General features: G+C 70.2%; 15 protein-coding genes and 1 pseudogene. 5 read left to right on the top strand and 11 right to left on the bottom strand.

Features of this window, described 5'->3' with window-relative positions:
- Both ON21_RS32250 and ON21_RS32245 read left to right on the top strand, forming a co-directional pair.
- A partial coding sequence (locus tag ON21_RS32250) for a hypothetical protein (protein ID WP_157171113.1) occupies positions 1-666 on the top strand: 666 nt, incomplete at its 5' end.
- Positions 667-772: 106 nt separating this feature from the next.
- Positions 773-964 carry a hypothetical protein gene (locus ON21_RS32245; RefSeq protein WP_039804384.1) on the top strand — a complete coding sequence of 64 codons (192 nt, stop codon included), beginning with the start codon at positions 773-775 and terminating at the stop codon, positions 962-964.
- Between the two features lie 350 nt (positions 965-1,314).
- On the opposite strand, the gene ON21_RS32240 is transcribed toward ON21_RS32245, so the two are convergent.
- Together ON21_RS32240 and ON21_RS32235 are read right to left on the bottom strand one after the other, a co-directional pair.
- Entirely contained in the window at positions 1,315-2,280 is a 966-nt protein-coding gene (locus ON21_RS32240) for a DUF8129 domain-containing protein (RefSeq protein WP_039804383.1), read from the bottom strand.
- A 622-nt stretch (positions 2,281-2,902) separates the two neighbouring features.
- Positions 2,903-3,241 carry a hypothetical protein gene (locus ON21_RS32235; RefSeq protein WP_039804381.1) on the bottom strand — a complete coding sequence of 113 codons (339 nt, stop codon included), beginning with the start codon at positions 3,239-3,241 and terminating at the stop codon, positions 2,903-2,905.
- 67 nt (positions 3,242-3,308) lie between these two features.
- Between ON21_RS32235 and ON21_RS39030 the strand changes: the two genes are divergently transcribed.
- Positions 3,309-3,467 (top strand): hypothetical protein, encoded by a 159-nt coding sequence (locus ON21_RS39030; RefSeq protein WP_157171112.1) that lies wholly within the window; start codon positions 3,309-3,311, stop codon positions 3,465-3,467.
- A gap of 21 nt (positions 3,468-3,488) precedes the next feature.
- Here ON21_RS39030 and ON21_RS32230 read toward each other — a convergent pair whose 3' ends face one another.
- From ON21_RS32230 to ON21_RS40705, 3 genes are all read right to left on the bottom strand, one after another.
- Positions 3,489-3,992, bottom strand: a complete 504-nt coding sequence (locus ON21_RS32230; protein WP_174372237.1) for a DUF5994 family protein — start codon at positions 3,990-3,992, stop codon at positions 3,489-3,491.
- Positions 3,993-4,001: 9 nt separating this feature from the next.
- Positions 4,002-4,415 (bottom strand): DUF5994 family protein, encoded by a 414-nt coding sequence (locus ON21_RS40445; protein WP_063821171.1) that lies wholly within the window; start codon positions 4,413-4,415, stop codon positions 4,002-4,004.
- A 302-nt stretch (positions 4,416-4,717) separates the two neighbouring features.
- A complete protein-coding gene (locus ON21_RS40705) occupies positions 4,718-4,852 on the bottom strand; it encodes a hypothetical protein (protein WP_281032726.1) in 135 nt (44 codons plus the stop codon).
- A 124-nt stretch (positions 4,853-4,976) separates the two neighbouring features.
- Between ON21_RS40705 and ON21_RS32220 the strand changes: the two are divergent.
- Both ON21_RS32220 and ON21_RS40440 read left to right on the top strand, forming a co-directional pair.
- A pseudogene (locus tag ON21_RS32220) lies at positions 4,977-5,912 on the top strand (permease).
- A 381-nt stretch (positions 5,913-6,293) separates the two neighbouring features.
- Positions 6,294-6,662 carry a TIGR03943 family putative permease subunit gene (locus tag ON21_RS40440; protein ID WP_051021571.1) on the top strand — a complete coding sequence of 123 codons (369 nt, stop codon included), beginning with the start codon at positions 6,294-6,296 and terminating at the stop codon, positions 6,660-6,662.
- 27 nt (positions 6,663-6,689) lie between these two features.
- On the opposite strand, the gene ON21_RS32210 is transcribed toward ON21_RS40440, so the two are convergent.
- The 6 genes from ON21_RS32210 to ON21_RS32180 form a co-directional block, all read right to left on the bottom strand.
- Positions 6,690-7,661, bottom strand: a complete 972-nt coding sequence (locus ON21_RS32210; RefSeq protein ID WP_039804379.1) for a fused (3R)-hydroxyacyl-ACP dehydratase subunits HadA/HadB — start codon at positions 7,659-7,661, stop codon at positions 6,690-6,692.
- Between the two features lie 15 nt (positions 7,662-7,676).
- Positions 7,677-8,798 (bottom strand): class I SAM-dependent methyltransferase, encoded by a 1,122-nt coding sequence (locus tag ON21_RS32205; protein WP_051021570.1) that lies wholly within the window; start codon positions 8,796-8,798, stop codon positions 7,677-7,679.
- Positions 8,795-11,518, bottom strand: a complete 2,724-nt coding sequence (locus ON21_RS39020) for an FAD-binding protein (protein ID WP_051021569.1) — start codon at positions 11,516-11,518, stop codon at positions 8,795-8,797. The genes ON21_RS32205 and ON21_RS39020 overlap by 4 nt, the downstream gene beginning before the upstream one ends.
- Entirely contained in the window at positions 11,515-12,720 is a 1,206-nt protein-coding gene (gene hsaA / locus ON21_RS32190; RefSeq protein WP_051021574.1) for a 3-hydroxy-9,10-secoandrosta-1,3,5(10)-triene-9,17-dione monooxygenase oxygenase subunit, read from the bottom strand. The genes ON21_RS39020 and hsaA overlap by 4 nt, the downstream gene beginning before the upstream one ends.
- 80 nt (positions 12,721-12,800) lie before the next feature.
- The gene (locus ON21_RS32185; RefSeq protein WP_051021568.1) at positions 12,801-13,523 is read right to left on the bottom strand and encodes a class I SAM-dependent methyltransferase; all 723 of its coding nucleotides are present in this window, start codon (positions 13,521-13,523) and stop codon (positions 12,801-12,803) included.
- On the bottom strand, positions 13,520-18,916 hold the full coding sequence (locus ON21_RS32180; RefSeq protein WP_281032725.1) for a condensation domain-containing protein: 5,397 nt from the start codon (positions 18,914-18,916) through the stop codon (positions 13,520-13,522). The genes ON21_RS32185 and ON21_RS32180 overlap by 4 nt, the downstream gene beginning before the upstream one ends.
- Between the last annotated feature and the right edge of the window lies 1 nt (position 18,917).

Genomic DNA, 18,917 nt, shown 5'->3' with positions numbered 1-18,917 from the left:
TGTACCGAGCTGCACGTGCGGTACGGCGAGCGCGACGGACTCTATCTCGATTGGGCCATCACGGTGGTTCTGCGCCGCGGCGGATTGGGTGAGTATCTGACTTCGGGTGCTACGTCGCTGGAGAGGCGGCGGATGCGGCGGTACGAGGTATCCGAGGCCGGGATCCGACGGATCACTTACGACCCCATGAGATCTCCCACCGCGGAGATCCTGCGCACGCTGTATGCAGGCGATGAGGAGATCATCGACCAGGGATATGACGAGGTCATGACTCAGCTGAGTCAGTCGTGGAACGCGAGGTACCCCGAGCCTGATCCGCACACGGTGGCGACCTTCGGTTTCGCGTCGCTCAATCGGCGCCCGGAATTCCGTGCCAGCGTGCCCAACCTGACCAGCACTCTTGTTGCGATCGATCCCGATGTTGCCGAAGAGGTCTGGGTCGAGCGGGGCAACGCCTACTTCGATAGGCAGTCGCGCTCCGCAGCGGTTTGGATGCCAGACCGTGAGCAGTGGAGATTCCTCTTCACCGGAAGCCACGCCAACGAGTCGGCAGATGGAGAAGGCAGCCAGCCTGAGAGCCTTGGTGTACCCGCACTTCAGTCCACGATGGGCATGCTCGCCGACTTGGTCAATCGCGGCTCGGATTGGCCCGAGGAGTCGCTCTGACCCTTCGAACCGCTTCCACCATGCGACCTATTCGAGGTCGAGAGTCGTTCAGCGAGTTCGTGGCTTCAGCAGCCGCCACCACCAACGGACTCGGCTTGGCTGGTGTGTGCAGGAGCTGGAGAACGAAGTGCTCGCCAGCGTCACCGATGACCCGCTGCGCCGCCGCAGACTGCTGAACCAGGCCGAACGAGCCCTCGCCCTCGCCGTGGCCGCGCTGCAACGGGAGCTGTACGCCACCGAACACCCGAGCGTCAGCCCGCAGCCACAACACCGACCCCGGCCAGGAACCCAGCGGTGAGCCTCCCCGACGCAGCCGTGAACCAGGGACAGTCACCGAGCTGACCCACAGTGATCAGGACGCGCCGGTGACCGGTGCCTGGTGCTCGCGCGCTGAATGCAGTCTGGTTGTCGATCCGCCACGGTGGCTGCCCGGAGATAGGACTGGCCGGCGTGCTGCGTCGTGGCTGTATGACCGGGGTGCATGCCACTGCCCAGGGCGGCTGGGATGTTGTCCTGGGTAGCGCGTGAGGAATCACACCCGCATCCTCGGACCACGTCGCCGGACCGGGAGGATCCCGGCGACCCGGCGACGCACTACACCAACCGATCTGTTTTGGTTCGGATGGAATCGATAGAGGGTTGATGGGCTCAGGTGAGTCCGGTGATGTCCCTGGCGATGGTGGTGAGCCGGTTGCGGGCGGCGGTGAGCACGCCCTGGCGGTACTTGTTGGCTTGTTCGTAGGTGAGGATCGCGCGGATGTCGGTGGGGTCGGTGAGTTCTTTGATCGCGGCGGCGGCCTGGGTGAGGTTCAGCTCCGGGTAGTCGCTGATGGGTAGTTCGTCGGGATCCAGGACGCTGGTGGCGGCGCCGCGGACCGACCGCAGCGCGTCGGCGGCGGTGTCGGCGCCTTCACGGCGGGTGACCTGCTCGGCGGTGGCCAGCGCCGCGTCCCGGGACGCGGTGAAGGTTTTGACCGCGACGTCGCCGGCGCGGCCGCCTTGGGCGAGTAGTTCCCCCAGGGCAGGTCCGGTGGCGCGGACGGTGTCCAGCGCCCGGTCCAGGCCACGCGCGGACCAGTCGACGGGCAGGTTGAACAGTCTTACCGCGGTCCCGGTGGCCGCTTGCAGCAGGGTAGGGCGCAGCGCGGCGGGGCCGCCGAGGGCGTCTTCGGCCAGGACGGTGGTCAGCCAGTCCACTGCTTCGGTGTGGGCGGTGATCAACCGGTCGGCCAACCCCACGACCTCGCGATGCCCGGCGGCCGTGGCGAGGGCTTTGATGTAGCGGGCGCGATCGAGCAGTTGGTGTTCGAGGGTGAGATCGCCCAGCAGGGCCTCCTCGAACGGCTGCGCTTGGTCGGCCAGCGCTTTGACCGCGGCGACCGCGCGGCCGAGGAAAGGGCCGATCACCTCCGGGACACCACCGAGTTCGCGGATGGCGGCCTCGATGGCGGCGGCGCGGTCGCGGGCGCGCTCGGCGTTGGCGGACAATTCCTGGCGTATCGCCTCGGTGCGGGCTTGGGCGATGCGGGTGTCGGCGATCTGGATTTCGGTGTTGGTCAACGCCAGCACAGCGCGTAGCTGCGCCAGCAACGTCGTGGTCTCGCGGGTACTCATATCGACTTTCCCCTCCTTCCGATGGTGAGACAGCGTCGAGTCGGCGCAACGGCGCACCGCTGTCGGGCTTACCCGCGTTCCGGACCGGCAACCCGCCCGTTACCTTCCCCTTCTGCTCTCGCCGGGTAGGGGTGTGCGTCGGGCCCGGGCGTCCATCCAGGAGAGACAACCGATCGATAGGAAAACGGCCCGCAGACAGGAGGTCTGCGGGCCGCCGTGTTGCGCTGGTCGAACGGTACGGCGGTTGGGGGTGTCTACCCGCGCCTGAATCTGATTCGTTACCCGTGGACTCGCCGCCTCCACAGCGTAAGTCCCCGGGCGGCTACGGCCCCGCAGCCGCCGGCGAGTGTCGCGGCACAAGCGTGGAGATAGACTCCGATCGAACACCTGGTGATCGGTGCCGGTCGTGACGCGGGCGCATGTCATGTCGCGAGAGAACACAACACCGGCCCGGTATCCCCGCTTGCTGGTTCGACCGACGCAACAAAGCGTTCCCGCACCGTTCCGGGTTTGCGGGCCGCTCGCTTGCGGCAAACGAGCATCCACTGCGAGCATCGAGGAAGTGCCCGCGCAGGTTCGCTGGGCGAACCGCGCGAGCCCTGACCCACCCCCGGCGTCGGTCCTACCGGCGCTCGCTGCGTTCGACCAGGGCGGTCACCAGGGTGAGGATGCGGGCTTGCCCGGCCGCGGCGGCGGCGAGCTTGCCGCGCATCTCGGCGAACCCGTTATGCACCTCGGCGAACTGGTCGTTCACCCGAGTGCGCAGGTCGCTCAGACCCGACACGGCGGCCTGGCGGAAGTCACGGATCTCCGATCGGATTTCGGTCACGTCCCGGTCCGCGCCACCGGCCAGCACCCGCGCCGCCGCCGCGTCCTGTTCGACATTGCGCACCCGCCCGGCCAGCTCGCGGACCTGCTCCTCCAGCGCGGACACCCGTGCCTCGAGATCCTCCGATGTCATAGCCCGCGAGCCTACGCGGCAGCGGTCACAGCTGCGGGCATTCATCCAGGCAGCGTCGGCTGTGTGTGTGACCGACGGTGAGCGCCGCTACGAGCTGATCCTGCGCTGGCGCCAAGCCAAAAGCCTGCTCCGTCGTCGTGGTGTGGTGGCCACCGTCGACCAGGGCCGTGCCCCGAGCGAACGAACTGCGCATCCAGCACAGGCCGCCCGCGTCCTGGCGATATGAGCGCCGGCAGCGGGTCTTCTCTCAGCCGCTGCGCGCAGTTCCCTCGCGTGGGTCGCCGGTGTCTATCGTCGAGGACTGTCCCGAGGCGTGCCGCATGCGCTGGGCCGCGATCAGCGGTTCGGTGTTGGCGGGGATGATCAGCAGGGCCAGCTCGGCGCCGTCGGTGCCGAATAGTTGCATGGTGTCGGGCGGCTGGCCCGGCACCGGGCCGCACATGTCCACTCCGTCGTCGTCATCGATCCGGCGTTGCGCGAGACTCTTGGTGTTCCAGGCGAATCCGACCCGGTCCAGGCGACCGAGCCTGGGGGTGAGAACGGTGATCAGGTCGTGTAGTTCACTGGTGAGATTCGCGGTCCGCGGCCACCAGGCTCCATCGAGGAGCCCGGATCCGGAATCGCGACGGCGGAGCAGGACGCGTGGTGTGCGCGTCGGGGACGGGAACGGCTGTCGGCTACTTCGGGCGGAGGCTGTTTGACCCATGGCGGCGTGGTTGGTGAGGGGACGTGTCGCGCTGTCGTCGATCATGATCCACCTTCATCCCGGGGTATTCGATGCCGCTGCCAGCACAGCGTTCGCGATGCCGGCGCCGGTGGTGGAGGGGATGACCTGCAGCACGACGACGATGCCGTGCGCACCGCAAACGTACATCGTGTTGAATCGCTCGAAACGATGAGCGTCCAAGCGGGTTCGGTGACTGCCCAGCTGCAGGTACCCAGCGGAGGGGAACCATCCGGCGGGATCGTAGACAACCCGCCAAACCGGTCCCAGGCGCGGCCGCAGGACGGTGAACAGTCCGGGGAGCTCGGCGGCAAGGTCCCGCGTGCGAGGCCACCAGACCCCCTCGACACAGTCGGTGCCCTCACCGCGCGGACGCAATCGCAATCGTGGTGTGTGAAGCGGTAGGTGATGAGGCGGTGCAGGATGCGCGCTCGTCGATCGTGGCGTCATGAGACGCTCCTGTCGCAGCCCCCCGCCGGGGGGCCGGAATTCGAATCGGCGACGACGCGACCTTGGCTGGTCGGCATGCGAGGTGCCGCCGGATATCTCCAGCCTACTCGCTGACACTCGCCGGTGAGCTGCACGAACGGAATCGGGGGTGGTGCATGCTGGGCTGTCGGTGTCAGATCCGGCGCTTCCCACGATCACCATTGGCGCTGTGCCGACACCGACACCGCGGCTCCGCCGGTGGCGGCATGCGGGTGACGGGCCAGCACTCCCGGTCCAGGCGCAGCTGATTGAGGGTGTGAGCGTCAGCGCCGCACCACCACCCCGCTGTTGTAATCGGTGAAGTCGCGGCCGCGTTTGTCGTTGACACGGGCGGTGTCATGAATCCGGGTGTTGCCTTCGCCCTTCCCGAGTTCGATCTTCGCCTCGTGGCGCCTCACCCCTCCGACCCGCGCCGCCGGGTGGCCCAGCCGACGTTCTCATCGCGGGATCGTCCGGCTTCCGGGCTCGGCGCCGTCACCGTCGGGCTGGCCACTTAGTGATGAAGTGGAAGAACCTGGCCAGATGGATATAGGGGAGGCGGGCGGCCAGCGCCAATTAGAGGCGTTCGAGCTGGCGGTAGAACTCGGGCAGACCGCGGTGACGGTCTTCGCGGGTGTGTTCGTGCAGGCGGTGCCGTTCTTGCTGCTGGGGGTACTGGTCAGCGGCGCGATCGCGGCGTTCGTCTCGCCCGCGGTGCTGCGGAGGGTGCTGCCGCGCAACGAGTCCGCCGCGATCGGAGTGGCCGGGCTGGCCGGTATGGCGCTGCCGGGCTGTGAGTGCGGGGTGGTGCCGGTCGCGCGTCGGCTCACCTAGCAGGGGGCACCGGGTTCGGTGGCATTGGCCTTCATGTTGTCCGCGCCCGCCATCAACCCTGTCGTGCTGATCGCCACCGCGGTGGCGTTTCCCGGCGAGCCGGGCATGGTCGCGGCGCGGTTCACCGGCTCGCTGGCCACCGCGGTGGTGATGGGACTGATCTGGGCGAGGATCGGGCGGCCGGCGCGGCTGCTGCATGGTGGCAGGCGCGACCACTGCGCGGTCGGCCGCAACCGATGGGAGGTCTTCACCGAAGCCGCCCGCCACGACTTGTTGCAGGCCAGTGCGTTTCTGGTGCTCGGCGCCGCGACCGCCGCCGCGCTGCACGTGCTGGTTCCGCCCGCCTGGTACGAACACCTGGCCGGGCGGATGGTCTTGGCGGCTGTGGTGCTGGCGGTGCTGGCGATCGCGCTCGCGCTCTGCTCGGAGGCCGACGCGTTTGTCGCGGCGAGCATGTCGGCGTTGCCGCTGCTGCCGCGACTGGTTTTCCTGGTGGTCGGCCCCGCGGTCGATGTGAAGTTGTTCGCCATGCAAGCGGGCGCGTTCGGGCGCTCGTTCGCGCTGCGGTTCGCTCCGTTGACTTTCGTGGTGGCCGTAGTGTGCGGCATGATCGCCGGATACGTTCTGCTGGGAGGCGCCCGATGAGGCGGGAGACGCAGAATCTGCTTTTGCTGTTGATCGGCGGCGCGGTCTTGTGGACCGCGCTCGACGGCTCGTACCTGCGCTACGTGAAGCCGAGCCTGTATCCGTTCCTGGTGGTCAGTGGCATCGGATTCGTCCTGCTGGGAGTCGTGGCCATCGGGCGCGACATCAGGCGCGGCGCGGCGGCGCCGAGCACGACCACGCGCACGGCGGCGGCCGAGTCCAATGGCTGCTGTTGCTTCCGGCTGCCGCACTGCTGCTCATCGCTCCGCCCGCGCTGGGCGCCCAAGCGGCGTCGACCAGCAGCCGAGTCCAGGTCGTGTCGCGCGAATCGTCCGGCGCGGGAACGGGCAGCGGTCGTTTCCGCCGCTGCCCGCGGACGCGGTGCCGACGCTGCGGCTCGTCGAACTGGTGAACAGGGCGCTGCTCGACGCCGATCGCTCGCTCGACGGCAGGGAGGTGATGGTCAGCGGATTCGTCATGCGGCCGGACGATTCCGGGCGGCGACATCCTGGCACACCCGACGCCGACCTCGCCCGAGTAGTCATCACCTGCTGTGTCGGCGATGCCCGATACGTGCAGGTCCACTTGGCCGGGATGACCGAGTCGATCGAGGACGACGCGTGGCTCGAGGTCCGCGGTTTCGTCGAGCCGGGCAGCGCACAACACGATCCCGAGCTCGTACCGACTCTCCGCGTGACCGGCTATCAGCGGGTAGCTGCGCCGGAACACAGCTACGAACAAGATCGATGAAGACACCCTGGCGGCAAGGGGCGTCGATCACCTCGTGCGCACGGTGGCGGTGGCCCCCGCGAAAACCGCGACATCGTCACACTGCGCGGTGAGCGAGATGGTCGCCCGCCCGCTGGCGTCGTCGACGGATCGGACCACGCCGCCGATGGAGATCTCGGCCAGGCTGTCGGGCGCCACCGGGACCGGGCTCGCGAACCGCACGTAGTAGCCGACGACGCCGTCCGCGACGCCGAGCCATTCGCTCAGGCACGTGGCGCCGAGACCCATCGTCAGCATGCCGTGCGCGGTCACCATGCGCAGACCCGCGTGCCGGGCGGCCTCGTCACTCCAATGAATCGGATTGACGTCGCCGGAGACACCGGCGTAGTGCACAAGTTCACCGCGGGACAAGCGGAACACGCGCCGGGGGAAGCGTCGGCCGACCGTCAATCCCGGCACGGCGACCCCGGCGTTCGCCTCCGTCGCGAGCGAGCTCGATCGCACGGCTCGCGGCGCGGGCCGGGCCGACACCGGTGCCGGGAGGTCGAGCATGGCGACGGCCCGCACGGTCGGTGCCAGCTCCCGAGCGCGTCCGGCCAGGGTGGTGTGCACGGTCTGCACCGGGTCCGCCATCGCGTCGCGGATGACGGTGGTGACGGCGATGAGGTCACCGCTCGGTGTGGACCGCCGGGAATCGACGATGACCTCGTGCGTCAGCCGATCTCCCGCGACCACCGGCCGGTGACAGCGGATGTCCTGATCCACGTGGAGCAGGTGGGCCGGATCGTATCCGTCGAGCGCGGCCCGCATCTGCGACCGTTGCGCGAGAGAGCCGACCGCCGAGGCGAACGTGATCGGCGCGACCAGGCCACGATGACCGAGCGCGGCGGCGCTGGAATCGTCCCAGTGCGCGGGATGCGCATCCTGCACGGCACGGGCGAATTCCCGGATCTTCTCCCGGCCCACCTCGTAATGGTCTGAAACGCCGTGGCCGGTGGCGACGGCAGGGCGCGGGGACATGACGAACTCCTCGGGTCACCGTGGGGCGCGAGCGGCGAAGATCCGCTGGCCGTGCGCGGCCAACGCGTGCTCCGGCCCGGGCAGAACCAGCCGGGCGGGCAGATCGGCCGCGATGAGCGCGGCGCGCCACTGGGTTTCGGTCAGGAAGATGCGGTCGGTCCCCGCGCGCACGTCGTCGCGACCAGGACGTACACCGCCGGGACGGGCGGACATCAGGAAATGCATGGAGGTGAGCAACTGGCAGTGTTCCCGGCAGGACTCGATGACGACGAGGTGCCCGCCGGGGCGCAACAGCTCGCGCAGCCGTCCCAGCGTCGCGCCGCAGTGGTGGGCGTTGTGCAACACGTTCGCGGCCAGGATGATGTCGAAGGACCGCTTCGGCGGCAATTCGGCGTTGAGATCGAGCAGGTCGAAACGTAGCCAGGGGTAGCGCGAGAAGCGCGCCCGCGCGGCGTCGAGGAAGAACGACGACACATCGGTGAAGTGGTATTCGACGGGAAGGCCGTCGAGCACCGGGAGAAGGTCGGCGGTGGTGCCTCCCACACCCGCGCCCAGTTCGAGGATGCGGACGGGGTGACGGTCGGCGGCGAGTGCGTCCACGGCCCGGGTGACGATCGCGCCCGCCGCCGCGTTCAAGTATCGGTTCACCGGGTTGTCCCGGTACGCGGCCTCCGCGGTGAGCAGGTCGGCGTCCGGGAACAGCAACTCCTGGGCGAGCACTCGGTCCCGCAACAGATCGAGCGCATGGCGATTGGCAGCCGCGAAGAAGCGCGCCAACTGCGGAGAGAACCCGAGGTCGGCGCACACTCGATCCAGATCGGCGCGTTGCGGCGCGGTGGCCTCCCGCAGCGACGAAAAAGTCTGTCCGTCAGCATGTTCCACCCATCCGTGCGCGGCGAGCACGCCGAGCCAGCGCCGCAGCAGCCACCGATGTCGTGGCGCGACGTCCAGTGCCGCCGCGATGTCGTCCTCGGTGCGCACCCTGCCGCCGGACAGTGCCGGTCGCAGTGCGGCGGCCATGGCGCGCAGGCCGAACAGATCGAGGTCACCGCGCGCGGAAAGGCAGTGCCGCGCATCGAAATCGGCGATCGCCGCGGCGGCGCGCGCCGCGATGTCGATGGCTTCGCCGGTGGTCATCGCGCCTCGTTCAGCGGCGGGATGTTGTGGTTGCAGCGAAAGAGGTTGTCGGGATCGTAGCGGCGTTTGAGCTGTTGCAGTCGCGGATAGGAATCGCGATGGTAGGCGCGGCGCACCCGTTCCGGTGACGCGGTGTCGTCGAGGATCCCGATATAGGGCCCGCCCGCAGAACAGTGCTGCAGCGCGGCCACCACCTCGGCGATCCACCGGCGTGACGGGTCCAGATCCGTCCCGCCCGGCCCGCCGGAGAACATGACCGCGTGGTAGGCGGCGTCGTGGTAGCCGAACGCGGTCGCGTCCACCGGCACCCGGCGCAGCGCGCCACCGAGTTGATGGACCGAGACCAGCGAATAAGGGGTGGGCATGTCGGCCGCGAGGTCGATGAGCGCGTCGATGGCGTCGTCGTCGAACGCGCGCAGCCATTCCGTTCCGGTGGCGGTGCCGTGACCTTCGTGGAACGCCTGCTCGGTATTGCGTTGCAGCTGTGGGTAATCCAGCGGCCGGATGAGGTCGAGCTCCGGTTCGCCCAGGCGTTTCAGTCCGGCCAAGGCCGCGCGGGCCCGGTCGTCGGGCCCGAAGTACGCGACCGTCACCGCGGCCATCGCAGGCCCCTCGGGCGCGGTGGGCGGCCAGTGCAGCAGGGTCGCGCGCAGCGCCAGCTCGTCCGGGGCTTCCGCACAGAGCTCCCGGAATTCGCGGAACACGGCGCGCCCGGACTCCAGCCGGAACAGCAGCGTGCCCGCGTGCACGGAGCCGATCGGATGCAGTGCGAACTCCACCGACACGACGACACCGAAATTGCCGCCGCCGCCGCGCAGCGCCCACAGTAGTTCGGGGTACTGGTCCTGGGTGGTGTGCACCAGTCGGCCGTCGGCCAGCACCACGTGAGCGGAGCGCACGCTGTCGCAGGTGAAGCCCGCCATCCGCTGCAGCCATCCGCTGCCGCCGCACAGCGTCGAACCGATCACGCCGACCGTGGACACGTCCGCTCCGGTCACAGCCAGGCCGTGCCGGTGGCAGGCGCGATCGAAATCCGCCCAGGTGACGCCCGCGCCGACCGTGGCACGCCGGGCGATCGGATCGATGGTGATCGTGCGCAGCCGCGACAGATCCAGCACCAGCGAGCCGTTCGCCGCCGGGTGGCGCGCGACTTCGTGGCCGCCCCCGCGCACCGACACCACCAGTCCGTGCCGCCGCGCACTCGTGACTGCGGCGCGGACGTCGGGAACCCCGGCGCAGCGTACGACGGCGGCGGGCCGCTGGTCGACGGCCGAATTCCAGCGTTGCCGGGCCCGGTCGTATCCCGGATCGCCCGGCGTCAGGACGGCGCCTCGGCAGGCCGCGCGCAGGTCGGCGAGGTAGTCCGTCGATCGGGTAGCGGTCATGTGGTGGCGAACTCCTCGGAGACGACGATGGAAGGCGGTACCGTTGCGCCGCGGAGTAATTCGAGATAGTCCGCGAGGACTTCCGGCATCCGGCGGCGCACGTAGCGTGTGAACGGGTCGTTGCAGGCGACGAGCGGCGGCTCGGCGTCCATCGTCCGGCTGGTGCTCGGGGCGGCCTGCGGCCAGCAGCCGCGCGTCGGCCGAATCGAGCAGGACCGCGCAATCCGGCGGCAGCGCCGCCGCGAGCGCAGCGGGCGCGACCGCGTCCGCGGCGTCGGGGACGAGCAGCGCGTTCGGTATGCCGGTGACCATGGCCGCTTCCCGGCGCACGATGTCGGCGAGCGCGGCGGTCCGGTCGGCGGCGTCGCGGCCGGAGAACTCGCGCCAGGCGACGGTACGGTGCGGGCCCGGCGACGGCGCGTCCACGGTGAGCACCACGTCGTAGCGGTATCGGGTCAGCTCGGTATCGTCTCGCATCGGTTTGGCGTAGCAGGCGACCCGCACCGATCGAGGATGGCGGCGGGCGATCCGGGTGAAGAGGCGAGGATCGCACAGGAGTTCTTCGTCCGCGTCGAGCCGGGCGGCGGCCCGTCGCGCCAGATCGTCGGCACTCAGGCCGGGATCGCGCGCCAGTTCCAGCCATCGAGCGAAATTCCGGGCCCCGAGGAGATTGCGGATGTCACCGACGACGACAGCGCCTCCGGGTGCGACGACGTCGAGCGCGTCGTCGAGTACGGCGGTGAGGTAGCGCTCGTCCGGGAAGCACTGGGTCACGCTGTTGAGCACTACGCAGTCCGGCCGCCCGCTCGCGTCCAGCCCACGTAATGCCGCGCGCACCCGGTCGGCGGCGAGCTCGTGCGCGGCGGCGCGCAGCACCGAGACGCCCGGCAGGCGTCGAGCGCGCAGCCTCTCCACCACGGGCGCGGCCGGGTCGAGGCCCACGTAGCCTCGGGTGGCCGGAGCCAGCCGGTGAACGAGAAGCCCGCTGCCGCAGCCGATCTCGAGCACGGTGTGGGGCCGGCCGCGCCGCACCAGCCCGACGGCGTGATCGATCCACTCCAGCATGTGCTCGCGCGGGAACGCCGCACCGGTGTCGGAGGCGCGCCATCCGGACAGATCGAGGTCGTCGCCGTGGCGCAGCTCTTCGGAGGAGTAGACGAACTCGTACACGTGCCGCCAGTGCTCGAGATACTCCACGAGCAACGCGCCGGGCCCGGGTCGCACCGCGACGGCCTCCGGGGCAGGACGCACCACCAGCGCCGCGCGCCGCTCGTCCCACCGCGCCGAGTCCACCCACGGGTGGCGTCCGAGTACGGCGGCCAGTTCATCGGTCACGGCTGGTGCGCCTGCGACGCGGCCGCGAGCTCGGCAGCGGCGAACATGCGGTACACGCGCTCGGGATCATTGGCCGCATGCGCTCGGCCCCCGTGCACGTCGCGCCAGAAACGCTGCACTGCGCTGTCGGGCCGCAACGCCCGGCCGCCGGAGCTTTCGAACAGCCGGTCCATGGCGGCCACGGCGCGCTCGGTGCCGCGGACCTGGTCGCGGCGCAACCGCAAGCGATCACGCGGTCCGATGGGCCGGTCGGCCGCCGCCAGCGCGTACATGTCTTCGATGTTGCCGGTGAGCTGACGCCAGGCGGCATCGATCTCGGTCGCGGCGAACGCGATCCGCTCCAGCGTGGCCGGGTCGTCGCGGAACTGGTCACCGCGGTAACCGGTGTCCTTTCGCGCGTCGCCGGGTAACGCCGCCCGCACTCGGCCGCTCTGCTGCTCGAGATACGCCCGGTAACCTCCGCGCGCCATGCCGACGATGGCCGCCGTGATGGCGCTGGTGTGCAGACAGCCGAACGGGATCCGGTACAGCGCCCCGGCGTTGACCTGCTGGCCCGGCGTGCGGCATGCGGTCACCGCATCCGAGGACAGCGCCCGGTGGGCGGGCACGAACACCCCCTCGACATGGATGTCGTTACTTCCGGTGCCGCGCAACCCCACCGCATGCCACACGTCCGACACCCGATAGTCACCGGCAGGCACCAGGAACGTGCCCGAATCGACCGGCTCACCGTCGACGATCACCCGCGCGCCCAGCAACGCCCACCGCGCGTGGTCGCAGCCGGAAGCGAAACCCCAGGTGCCGCTGAGCCGGTAACCGCCCTCGACGGGAACGGCGGTGCCGGTCATGGCGTACGAGGAGCACAGGGGGACGTCGACGCCCGATCCCCACACCTCGTCCTGGGCGCGACCGTCGAACAGCGCCAGGTTCCACGGCGACACACCGAGGACAGCGGCGACCCACCCGCACGAGCCGCATGCGGAGGCCAGTTCGGCGGCCGCGGTGTAGAAGACGGCCGGATGCGCCTCCAGCCCGCCGTAGCGCCGCGGGCGCAGCAGGCCGAAGAATCCCGTAGCGGTGATGTCTTCCAACGATTCGATCGGGATCCGCCTGGCCAGCTCGGTGTCCTGGGCACGCTTGCGCAGCGTCGGCAGCAGATCGCCGACCGCGGCCAGCACCACGGCGGTGGCGTCGTCGGTCATTACGTTGTCCTCCATAACGGGTCGAGTGATCCGGTCGGCCGTCGCCGTCGGTTCCCGGGCAGCACGGATGCCGCGATCGGTCAGCGGGTGAAGCGCAGCAGCCCGGTCGCCGAGTCCACATCGGCGAGCCGCAGACCGGCCGTACGCGCCTCGGCGGTCAGGCGGTCGACATCGGCCGGCCATACGTGGTGCTCGGTGCACACCTCCTGCACCAGCTGGTCGCCGTCGTAGGCGCGGTAGATCATCCGCCAGACGAGCGACTCCGCGTCCAGCGGGTCGGCCCGGCTCCAGCCCTCGTACCGCAGGTCACCGGCCTTGGCGGTGGTGTATCGGCGTTCCGCCGACGGTTCGACGCGCCCGGGACGCTGCACCTCCACCACGGCATCGGCGCCCGGAGCGAGCGCGTCCGCGACAGCGCTCCACACCCGGGGCCGGGTGGCGGGATCGAAGTGCCCGATGACGCCCAGCGCGACCACCGCCGCACACCCCGTCGGCAGTCGCGTATCGAGGCAGCCGCGGGGCAGCACGGTGATCCGCTCGCGCAGGTCCTTGCGGGCGGCAAGCCGCGACAGCAGCACTGCGCGCATCGGCGCCGCCGGTTCCACCGCGACGATCCGCGCGTCCGGCAAGGCGTCGGCGACCAGCATCGTGGACAGGCCGGTGCCCGCACCGATATCGACCACCGGTCCGGCGATGGTGTCCACCTCGGCCAGCAACCTGGCGAGCACGGGTTCCACGGTGGCCACATACGGTGTGGCCATGAGGTCGTAGAACTCCGCGGCGGCGGCATAGTCGTCGGTCACGACTTCTCCGAATCGTCCAGGATCGCGAGCAGTTCCGACACCAGATGGGCGACCGTCGAGACGGCGGGCGGGCGCAGCAGCGCATAGTGGTGGGCCGCGACCGGCCGGGTGTCGATGACGACCTCGGTGTGCGCTGCCCATCCGAGGTCCTCGAGATCGGAGCAGTCGTCGACTCCCATGCCGACCCCGGAGTTGTGTGGCGCGGGCCGTTCGGCGCGCACCAGGAGGATCTCGAGCCCGTCGCCGTCGAGATGACCCGTGTGATGCGCGCCGAGCGCACGCAGATGACGCCGGAAGATGTCTTCCCTGACCCGCTGGTCGGCCGGGTCGCCCCGCTCGACGAGGCCGGCCGCGGCCAGCAGGCGCCGGATCTCATCTCGTTGCTCCTCGTCCGCAAGCCCGTCGAAATCCGCGCCGGGCGTGCCGGTTTCGAGGTCGAGGTAGGCGGCGAGTGAGCCGAGGTAGCGGGTCCAGAAACCGCGTCCGTCGACATGGTGGATGCGATCGGCGATGTTCGAATCCAGCAGAACCAGTGCGTCGACGGTGTCACCGGCCGCGCGCAGCCCGCGTGCCACCTCGTGCGCGATGATTCCGCCCATCGACCAGCCGCCGATCCGGTAGGGACCGGTCGGCTGGTGCGCGCGCACGACGTCCTCGTACACCCGCGCCAGCTCGGTGATCGTCTCCGGGCCGGGGGCGCCGGCCAGTTGCGGGTCCTGTATCCCGATGATCGGTATGCCGGTGTCCAGCGTGCGGGCCAGATCGACATAACAGAGCACATCGCCACCGGTCGGGTGGATCAGGAACAGCGGCCGTCCGGCGCCGTCGCGCAGCGGCACCACCCAGTCACCCGGGACCGACGGCTCCGCGGTTTCGCGTCGCGCGGACGCGGCGACCGCGGCCAGGGTGGGATCGGCGAGGAATTCTCTTGGCGTCAAGGCCAAGCCGAATTCGGCGCGCAGCCGATTCAGCATCCGGATGGCCAGTACCGAGTCGCCTCCGAGAGCGAAGAAGTCGGTGCCGCGGTCGAGGTCACCGGAGACGTCCGTCATCCGCTGCCACAGTTCGGCGACGGCGCGCTCGGTGTCGGTGGCGGGCGGGCCGCTCGCCACCGTCCGGACCGGTGCGGCGTCGATGTGGGCGGGTTGTTCGGCATCGGGCACCTCCAGCGGCGCGGTCCAGGTGCCGTTCCGGTCGACGAGCGCGGTGATCATGTCGCACACCTGCGCGAACAGCGCGTCGAGCACACCAGGGGGGAACAGTTCCGCGACCGCGTCCAGGTTCACCACCACCGAGTCGTCCCAATCCCACTGGAACACTTGCATGTCCAAGGCCACCTGCGGCGTGCGGACACGCTGATAGAAATCGCGGACGACGACCGTGTCGGGGGTGCCGCCGGGCGGATTGAGCCCGAGGGTGCTGTGGAAGACGACGGGCGCCTGCGGCGCGGTGTCGCGCCTGCGCCGTGCCAGCTCGCGCAACACCTCGACGCCGGTGACCTGTCCGTGGTCCAGCATGGTGGCGATGGACTCCTGCACGGTCCGGGCTGCGGTCAGGAACGTCGGCCGCGCGGGCAGGGCGATGTCGAGCAGCACGGTCCCCGCGTAGGGACCGATGGCGTGGTCGAGATCGCGCGGCAGGTGCAGACGGTTGAGATAGAGCACGTTGAGCAGGAAGCGGCGGTGCCCCGCCATCCGGGCCAGCGCCGCGGCCCAGCAGGTGGCGAACATCGTGGTGGGTGTGATGTTGTGCTCGGCGCAGCGGTCGCGCAGGACCGCCATGTGCTCGCCGGATACGCGGAATTCCCGCCGTTCCAGCGTGTCCGGACGTACCTGATCGAACGGCGCCGCCAGGGGCAACGCGGGAGCGGGCGGAAGATCATCGATGCGTTCCCACCACCAGTCCCGCTGTGCTCGCCATTCCGGTTCGCCGCGCTGGCGCCCGATGGTCTCCACGTAGTCGCCGAAGTGGGCGGTGAGGGCGGGCAGGACTGTATTGGGTTCGTCCAGGTAGGTGAACAATTCGGTGAACATCAGCTGCACCGACCACCCGTCGGCCACGAGCAGGCTGCACACGATGTGCAAGCTCAGCTCGTCGTCCGGGAGCCGGACGGCGGTGACGGCGAACGGCCAGGGATTCAGGCGCGGACCGGTGCGCTGCACATCGGCGCGGATGGCGGCCAGCCGCTGGTCGATGTCCTCGGCCGCGGCCGATCGCAGGTCGAGATGGATGATCGGGAGCGCGGCCAGTCGCGGATCGTCGACGGGCAGCACCTGCTGGGTGCCATCCGGCAGGAAGATCGCCCGCAGCATGGGCTGGCGTTCCACCTGCCGGCGCACCGCCTCGTCCAGGACGGTCGGATCGATTCCGGTGAGCCGGAAGTCGACATAGTTGTGCGCCGAGTCGTAGCTGAGGGCGTATCCGTGCTGCTGCCCCACCCAATAGGCCTGCTGCAGCGGGGTGAGCGGGAACGGCGCCGCGGGGTCGGCCTGCCGCGCCAGCTCGACAGCCGTCGCCGCGATCCCGGAACGGCGCTGCGCGATCAACGCGACGAGATCGGCGAACGAGAGGTCCCCCACCAGTTCCGCCACGGGCACCGCCACACCGAGCCGTGTGCGGACCATGGTGGCCATGCGCACCGCCAGCACCGAATCGCCGCCCAGACCCACGAAGGTGGAATGGGCTTGCACGGCCCGGGTTTCGACACCGAGGACCTGCGCCCAGATCTCGGTGACCGCGGCGGCCACGTCCTCGTCGCGATCACCGCTGCGCGTCCCGGAATCCGGTGCGGTCCACGCTTCCGGATCACCGGAGAGGAGGCGCAGCCACTCCACGTAGGAGGTGAACGCGGTGTCGGTGTCCGCGGGATCGAGCACGGTCTCCAGGACGTCCCACTGCAGCTGCACTCCCCCGGCATGGACGAACGCCTGATGGTCGAGCCATACCTGCGGTGTCTGGCTCACGCCGTGCGCTATTCGGCCCGCCCACTCCAGATCCGGGGCGCCGTCGACCAGATGGGCCGCATCGAGGGCACTGGTGAACACCACCGGCAGCAACCGGCGCTGCCCGGTGCGGGTGGACAGTTCGGCGAGCACGTCCAGCGCCGAGTAGTCGCGGTGATCGATATCGTCGAAGAGTCGTCGCTGGGTGCGTGCGACGCGCTGCGCGAACGCGCCCCCTTCGGTGCGATCGACTTCGTGAGCCAGCAGCGTGGTGAAATCGCCTACCACGCCGTCGATTCCGGACAGCGCCACCGGCCGGTCGATCAGGGTCAGCGACAGGGTGAACCGCTCGTCACCGGACCAGGCGGCGAGCACGTCGGAGTAGGCGGTGAGCAGTACGGCGGACGGCGTGACGCCGTGGTCCGCCGCCAGCCGCCGCAGCCCCTCCCATTCTCCTGGCGCGAGCCGGGCCTCCCGGCGGGCGAACCACGGCTGGGCCTGGGTGCGGGTGCGCGTCGGCAGGGCGGGCGCGCCGGGCAGGCTGTCCATCCGGCGCTGCCAGTAGTCGATCGCCCGCCTGCGGTCCGCGGACTCGGCGCGGGCCTCGGTATGCGCCACGAAATCGGCGAAGCGTGTCTGCAGGGGCGGCAACACGGCAGCCGGGTCGGTGTAGAGCAGCCGCAGATCGCGGTCGAGGACGAGAAAACTGCCCGCATCGCAGATCAGCGCATCGATGCCGACGAACAGCCGGGTGGTGGTGTCGTCCAGGAGCGCGGCCCGCACGTCGAACAACGGCCACCGGTCCGGGCGGTGCACCCGGTGCGACAGACGACGCCGCAGGTCCGACAGCGTGTCCTCGCGGGCCTCGGCGGCGGAGCCGGTGAGGTCGTGGCGGCGAATCCGGAATCGCGGCACCTCGGGGAGGATGTGGTTGCGCCCGTCCTCGGTGATGACCGCGCGCAGCATCTCGTGCCGGTGGATCACCTGGTTCCACACCTGCTCGTAGCGATCGAGATCCAGCTTGTCACAGTCGTATTCGAGATAGATGTGGCAGGACACGTCACTTAACCCGAATGCACCCGACCGGCCGACCCAATACGCGTGCTGTACCCGGGTGAGCGGGAAGGTGATGTCCACGCTGGTCACGTCTTGCGGACGTGCGATCTCGGGCGCGGGCGGCTCGGGTGCCTCCGATGCGGCCGCGATGGGCGCCACCGGGCGGCGATCTCGCAGCAGCACCGCGAAGGCGGCAACGGTCGAGTGAGTGAGCAGTTCTCGCATGCGGATATCGGTGTGCTCGCCGTCGTTGAGGATGTCGAGCATCCTGGTCGCCAGCATGGAGGTGCCCCCGAGCGCGAAGAAGTCGGCGTCGGCGTCCGCCACCGGCTCACCCAGCAATTCTTCCCAGAGTGCGGCGATCCGCTCCTGTTCCGCAGTCGCGAACCTGGGCGACACGGCAGGCTCCGGGGCGGGCGGCGCCGCCGGCTCCGAGCTGCCCTGCGCGACAACAAGGTCGCGCGACGGGACACCCGTCGCCGGTTGCGGTCTGCCGTTGCGCGCCGGCGATGCGGGCGGAGGGATCGACTCCGTCGCGACCGGTCGGCCGTTGGGCAGCACCGGTGCACGGGTGGACGATACCGCCGACCGCTCCACGGCCGCTCGAGCCTGCGCCACGGACGGTGCGAGCACCACCGCGGGCGCCTCGATCCCTCCGTCCGGGCCGGGCTGCGGACCGGCGCCGTTCCGGGCTGCGGACCGGGGCGCGGGCTGGGTCGCCGCTGTCTCGGTGGGCGAGTCGATCCAGAGACTGCGGCGTTGAAATGGGTAGGCGGGCAAGCGAGTGCGGCGGCGGCGACGATGCAAGGCCTCGACGTCCACAGCCGCGCCCGTACACCACAGCTGACCGACTGCCGTGAGCAGCGCCGCCCGATCGGGGGCCGGGCCAGCGGCCTGCTCCCCGGGGTCTGCCAGGGTGGTCAGCGCGGCGGTCAGCGTAGGCGGCGCGTTGCGGCGCGCGAGCGCGGCGAGGGAACTGCCCGGACCGACCTGGACCACGGTTGTCGGCGTCGCGGCCGTTGCGGCCTGCAGCGCGGCCGCGAAGCGCACCGGTTCCCGCAGATGCCGTGCCCAGTGCTCGGCGTCCAGGACACGAACCGGCCGACCGGTGCGGGTGCTGTAGAGCGGCAATGCGGCCGGAGCCGACGGCACCTCCGCCGCCGCGGCGCGCAGCGGCGCGACCGCCGCCGCGACAGCGGGAGAATGCAGGGCGGCGTCGACCCGCAGCCTGCTCGCGGGGATCCCGGCGCGACCGAGAGCCGCCGACAGCGCCTCGATGGCGTCGACCGGTCCCGAGACCACACAGGCGTCCGGGCCGTTGACGGCGGCGAGCGCGATCTCGGGGTACCGGGACACAGCGGCGCGCACATCCTCCTCGCCGAGGGTGACCGCCAGC

Origin of the sequence: Nocardia araoensis NBRC 100135 (assembly GCF_000308435.1) — a bacterium.
GTDB lineage: Bacteria > Actinomycetota > Actinomycetes > Mycobacteriales > Mycobacteriaceae > Nocardia > Nocardia araoensis.
The sequence above is the reverse complement of the archived record's forward strand: the minus strand, read 5'-3'. Positions and strand labels throughout refer to the sequence as shown.